Source organism: Streptomyces sp. GC420 (genome assembly GCF_009916105.1).
Lineage (GTDB): Bacteria > Actinomycetota > Actinomycetes > Streptomycetales > Streptomycetaceae > Streptomyces.
Genome location: NZ_JAAAXQ010000469.1, coordinates 1 through 5,323, shown reverse-complemented (window position 1 = coordinate 5,323; position 5,323 = coordinate 1). Strand labels below are relative to the sequence as shown.

Here is a 5,323-nt window from a genome sequence, read left to right as displayed (position 1 = left end):
TCGGACACGCCACCCGCACGATCTGACAGCCCGCCGCCGTCAGCTCCGCGATCTGCTGAAGCGTGGCACCCACGTCCGACGTACGCGTCGTGGTCATCGACTGCACCGACACCGGCGCATCCCCACCGACCGCCACCGTACCGACCTGGATCTTCCGACTCTTCCTGCGCTCGGCGAGCGTGACCGGCACGGACGGCATTCCGAGAGAAATCGCAGTCATCTGCTGTGCAACCCCAAGGCGTGTGGATCGAGGTCCCGAGATCGGCGGGCTCCGGCCTTTGAGATTACGGCACCGGGCGGGGGTCGGGCACATCCCGCCCCCTCCCGTTGCCCGGTGTTCACGCGAACACGCGGGCGGCCGGGTGCGGTGTGCACCCGGCCGTCCTCGGCGGTTGTCCGGCTAGGGCTGCCCTAGGAGAGCCGCACGGGGTTGACCACGTCCGCCACCAGCACGAGCAGGGTGAAGCAGACGAAGATCCCCGCGACGACGTATGCGACCGGCATCAGCTTCGCCACGTCGAACGGCCCGGGGTCGGGCCTGCGGAAGACGCGGGCCACGTTGCGCCGCACCGACTCCCACAGCGCGCCGGCGATGTGGCCGCCGTCGAGGGGCAGCAGCGGCAGCATGTTGAACAGGAAGAGGGAGAGGTTGAATCCGGCGACGAGGAACAGGAACATCGCGATCCTGTTCTCCGGCGGTACGTCGAGGGTGGCGACCTCGCCGCCTACGCGGGCCGCGCCGACGACGCCCATCGGGGAGTCCGCCTTGCGCTCGCCGTCGCCGAAGGCCGCGTCCCACAGGTCGGGGACCTTGGAGGGGATGGCGACGAGCGACTGGACGCCGGACTCCATCATGTCGCCCATGCGGTCCACGGACTGGCCGAAGGACTGCTGCACGATGCCGGAGGCCGGGGTGAAGCCGAGGAAGCCCGCGGTGACGTACTCCCCTTCCACGTAGCCGCCGTTGCCGTCCTTCTTGCCGACCTTGTTCTCGATCAGGTCGGCGTTCAGGGTGAGTTCCCTGCCGTCCCGTACGACGGTGACGGTGGCGGGGCCGATGGTGTCCCTGATGTGCGTCTCCAGGGTGGACCAGTCGTCGACCTTCTTGCCGTTGAAGGCGACGATCCTGTCCTCGGCCTTCAGGCCGGCCTTGCTGGCGGGCGAGACCGGGTCGCTCTTGGCGCACTCGTCACGGTTCTCGCTCTGCTCGATGACGCACGGGGAGACGGAGCTGACGACCGTGGTCTTGGTCTCGATGCCGAAGGTCATCATCACGCCGAGGAAGATCGCCACGGCGAGCACGAGGTTCATGAACGGCCCGGCGAACATCACGATCACGCGCTTCCACGGCTTGCGCGTGTAGAACAGCCGCTTCTCGTCGCCCGGCTGCAGTTCCTCGAAGGCCGCCTCGCGGGCGTCCTCGATCATGCCTCGCCACGGGGACGTGGAGCGGGCCTCGATCCGGCCGTCCGCGCCGGGCGGGAACATGCCGATCATGCGGATGTAGCCGCCGAGCGGGATCGCCTTGATCCCGTACTCCGTCTCGCCCTTGTGCCGGGACCAGACGGTCGGGCCGAAGCCGACCATGTACTGGGGCACGCGGATGCCGAACAGTTTGGCCGTCGACAAGTGCCCCAGCTCGTGCCAGGCGATCGAGATGAGCAGCCCGATCACGAAGACGGCAATGCCGAGGACCGTCATCAGTGCCGTCATGCGCGCGCCTCCGCAGTGTGCTTCCGTGCCAGTTCACGGGCGCGGGCCCGTGCCCAGGTCTCAGCTTCCAGGACGTCCGCGACCGTGAGGGAGGTTCCCCGTCCCGGGTCACCGTGTTCGGCCACGACTTCGGCGACCGTATCCACAATTCCGTTGAACGGCAGCCCGCCCGCGAGAAAAGCGTCCACGCACTCCTCGTTCGCCGCGTTGAACACGGCGGGAGCGGTCCCGCCGAGGTCCCCCACGTGGCGGGCCAGGCCCACGCTGGGGAACGCCTCGTCGTCGAGCGGGAAGAACTCCCACGTCGAGGCCTTCGACCAGTCGAAGGCGGGCGCCGCGTCCGGGACGCGTTCGGGCCAGCCGAGTCCGATGGCGATCGGCCCCCGCATGTCGGGGGGCGTCGCCTGCGCGATCGTCGATCCGTCCGTGAATTCCACCATCGAGTGGACATACGACTGGGGATGCACGACCACCTCAATGCGGTCGAAGGGAATGTCGTAGAGGAGGTGCGCCTCGATCACTTCGAGGCCCTTGTTGACGAGTGTCGCCGAGTTGACGGTGATCACCGGGCCCATGGCCCAGGTCGGGTGCGCCAGCGCGTCCTGCGGGGTCACGCCGGCGAGCTCCGCCCTGGTACGGCCCCGGAAGGGCCCGCCGGACGCGGTGACGACCAGCTTGCGCACATCGGCCCGGGACCCGGAGGCCAGCGCCTGGAAGAGCGCGGCGTGCTCGGAGTCCACGGGGATGATCTGGGCGGGCTTGGCGAGCTCCTTCACGAGGGGGCCGCCCGCGATCAGCGACTCCTTGTTCGCGAGGGCGAGGGTCCGTCCCGCCTGGAGCGCCGCGAGGGTCGGTGCCAGCCCGATCGATCCGGTGATGCCGTTCAGCACGGTGTGGCACTCGGACGCCGCCAGCTCGGCCGCCGCGTCCGGGCCCGCGAGGATCCCGGGCAGGGGCTGCTGCCCGTAGCGCTCCCGCAGCGCCTCCCGCAGCGCGGGTACGGCGTCCTCCTGGGCCACGGCCACCGTCCGCACCCCCAGCCTGTGCGCCTGCTCGGCCAGCAGCGCGACCCGGCCGCCCGCGGCGGACAGACCGGTCACGCGGAATCGGCCGGGGTTGCGGAGCACGAGGTCGATGGCCTGGGTGCCGATCGAACCGGTCGAGCCGAGGATCACGATGTCCCGGCGGTCTTCGCTCGCGTCGAAGACCAGATGCGGGTCGGCGAGAGGTACGGGGCTGTCGGTCATCCCCCCATTGTCGCCGCACGTCCTCACCGAGTGGACACCGCGTCACCGCTGCCGGCCCGGCGGTGGTGCGGCGCCCCGGTCCGTTCACCGGTCCGCTCGGTCCGGTCACTGGTCCTCCCCGGTCCGTTCACCGGTCCGCTCGGTCCGGTCGCTGGTCCTCCCGGTCCGGTCGCTGGTCCTCCCCGGTCCGTTCACCGGTCCGGGCGCGCGCCGGTCCCCCGTCCCACGGATGGTGCGGGGCGGGGGACCGGGCGATCACGGCGGCTACCGGATCTGCCGGTGCACGTTCTCCTTCGCGGACGGCCCCGGGGTGGCGTCGGCGATCCAGGGGCCCTCGCCCGAGGGATCGACGACACCCTGCTCCAGCCAGGTGTACGCCCCGGACATGACCTTCGAGACGACCTTGCGGTCGAGGTCGTCGGTGTTGGACCAGAGCCTGCCGAACAGTTCCTCGGCCCGCAGACGTGCCTGGCGGCAGAAGGCGTCGGCCAGCTGGTACGCCTCGCGGCCGTGGTCGTCCATGCCGCGCAGGTGCTCGGCCCGCACGCAGGCGGCGCTCATGGCGAAGAGTTCCGCGCCGATGTCCACGACGCGGCCGAGGAAGCCCTGCTTGGTCTCCATCCGTCCCTGCCAGCGGGACATGGCGTAGAAGGTGGAGCGGGCCAGCTTGCGCGCGCTGCGCTCGACGTAGCGCAGGTGCACCGCCAGGTCGGCGTGGCCCGCCGGGTGGAACTCGGCGTACGAGCGCGGCAGCTGGCCGGGGCCGGTGACGAGCCTGGGGAGCCAGCGGGCGTAGAAGGCGCCGGCCTGCGCGCCCGCCCGCGCCTTGTCCTGGAGGGTCTTCTCGGGGTCGATGAGGTCCCCGGCGACGGACAGGTGGGCGTCGACGGCCTCCCGGGCGATCAGCAGGTGCATGATCTCGGTGGAGCCCTCGAAGATGCGGTTGATGCGCAGGTCGCGCAGCATCTGCTCGGTGGGGACGGCGCGTTCGCCGCGCGCGGCCAGGGAGTCGGCGGTCTCGTAGCCACGGCCGCCGCGGATCTGGACCAGTTCGTCCGCCATCAGCCAGCCCATCTCGGAGCCGTACAGCTTGGCGAGGGCGGCCTCGATGCGGATGTCGTTTCGGCTGTCGTCCGCCATCTGCGAGGACAGGTCGACGACCGCCTCAAGGGCGAAGGTGGTGGCCGCGATGAAGGAGATCTTGGCGCCGACCGCTTCGTGCCGTGCGATGGGCTTGCCCCACTGCTCACGGGCCGCCGACCACTCGCGGGCGATCTTCAGGCACCACTTGCCGGAGCCCACGCACATGGCGGGCAGGGAGAGCCGGCCGGTGTTGAGGGTGGTGAGGGCGATCTTCAGGCCCGCGCCCTCCGGCCCGATGCGGTTGGCGGCCGGGACCCGCACCCCGTGGAAGCGGGTGACGCCGTTCTCCAGTCCGCGCAGGCCCATGAACGCGTTGCGGTTCTCGACAGTGACCCCGGGGGACGCGGTCTCGACGACGAACGCGGTGATGCCGCCCTTGCGGCCCTCGGACTTCGGGACCCGCGCCATGACCACCAGCAGGTCGGCCACCACCCCGTTGGTCGTCCACAGCTTGACGCCGTCCAGGACGTACTCGTCGCCGTCGGGGACGGCGGTCGTGGCCAGGCGCGCCGGGTCGGAGCCGACGTCCGGCTCGGTGAGCAGGAAGGCGGAGATGTCGGTGCGGGCGCAGCGGGGCAGGAAGGTCTCCTTCTGCTCCTGGGTGCCGAAGAGCTTCAGCGGCTGCGGTACGCCGATCGACTGGTGCGCGGAGAGCAGCGCGCCCAGCGCGGGGCTGGCCGAGCCGACGAGGGCGAGGGCCTTGTTGTAGTACACCTGGGTGAGGCCGAGCCCGCCGTACTTGGTGTCGATCTTCATGCCGAGCGCGCCGAGCTCCTTGAGGCCGCTCACCACGTCGTCGGGAATGCGTGCCTCCCGCTCGATCAGCGCGCCGTCGATCCTCGTCTCGCAGAAGTCGCGCAGCTTCGCGAGGAACTCCTCGCCGCGCCGGGTGTCGTCGGGATCGGGCATCGGGTGGGGGTGGATCAGGTCCAGGCGGAAGCGGCCGAGGAAGAGTTCCTTGGCGAAGCTGGGCTTGCGCCAGTCCTGTTCCCGGGCCGCCTCGGCCACCTGGCGGGCCTCGCGCTCCGTGACCTTGGGGGTCTCGGCCGCCTGCGGAGGTTCATGGGTTGGTGCGGACATAGGGGGGTTCACCTCGCCGCGAAGTCGGGGGTGGGGGCCGGCCGGCGGCCCAAGTGACTACCGACCGGTGCTACTTGTGCGTATGTACCCGATACGGACGTGACGTACCAGACTTCGCGCAAGCATCGGATGCACAGAGC

General features: G+C 70.5%; 4 protein-coding genes. All 4 read right to left on the bottom strand.

What is annotated here, in order from left to right; all coding sequences use genetic code 11:
* On the bottom strand, positions 1-220 hold a 220-nt coding region (locus GUY61_RS34160; protein ID WP_166634202.1), incomplete at its 3' end, for a flavodoxin-dependent (E)-4-hydroxy-3-methylbut-2-enyl-diphosphate synthase.
* Positions 221-411: 191 nt separating this feature from the next.
* The gene (locus GUY61_RS34155) at positions 412-1,713 is read right to left on the bottom strand and encodes an RIP metalloprotease (RefSeq protein ID WP_166634201.1); all 1,302 of its coding nucleotides are present in this window, start codon (positions 1,711-1,713) and stop codon (positions 412-414) included.
* Complete coding sequence (gene dxr, locus GUY61_RS34150) at positions 1,710-2,960, bottom strand: 1-deoxy-D-xylulose-5-phosphate reductoisomerase (protein WP_166634200.1); 1,251 nt, start codon at positions 2,958-2,960, stop codon at positions 1,710-1,712. The genes GUY61_RS34155 and dxr overlap by 4 nt, the downstream gene beginning before the upstream one ends.
* Positions 2,961-3,224: 264 nt before the next feature.
* A complete protein-coding gene (locus GUY61_RS34145; protein WP_166634199.1) occupies positions 3,225-5,183 on the bottom strand; it encodes an acyl-CoA dehydrogenase family protein in 1,959 nt (652 codons plus the stop codon).
* Positions 5,184-5,323: the final 140 nt, after the last annotated feature.

Bases quoted from the DNA above. Each gene is read 5' to 3' on its own strand.
- GUY61_RS34155 (WP_166634201.1), bottom strand. From the start codon at position 1,713: ATGACGGCACTGATGACGGTCCTCGGCATTGCCGTCTTCGTGATCGGG.
- dxr (WP_166634200.1), bottom strand. From the start codon at position 2,960: ATGACCGACAGCCCCGTACCTCTCGCCGACCCGCATCTGGTCTTCGAC.
- GUY61_RS34145 (WP_166634199.1), bottom strand. From the start codon at position 5,183: ATGTCCGCACCAACCCATGAACCTCCGCAGGCGGCCGAGACCCCCAAG.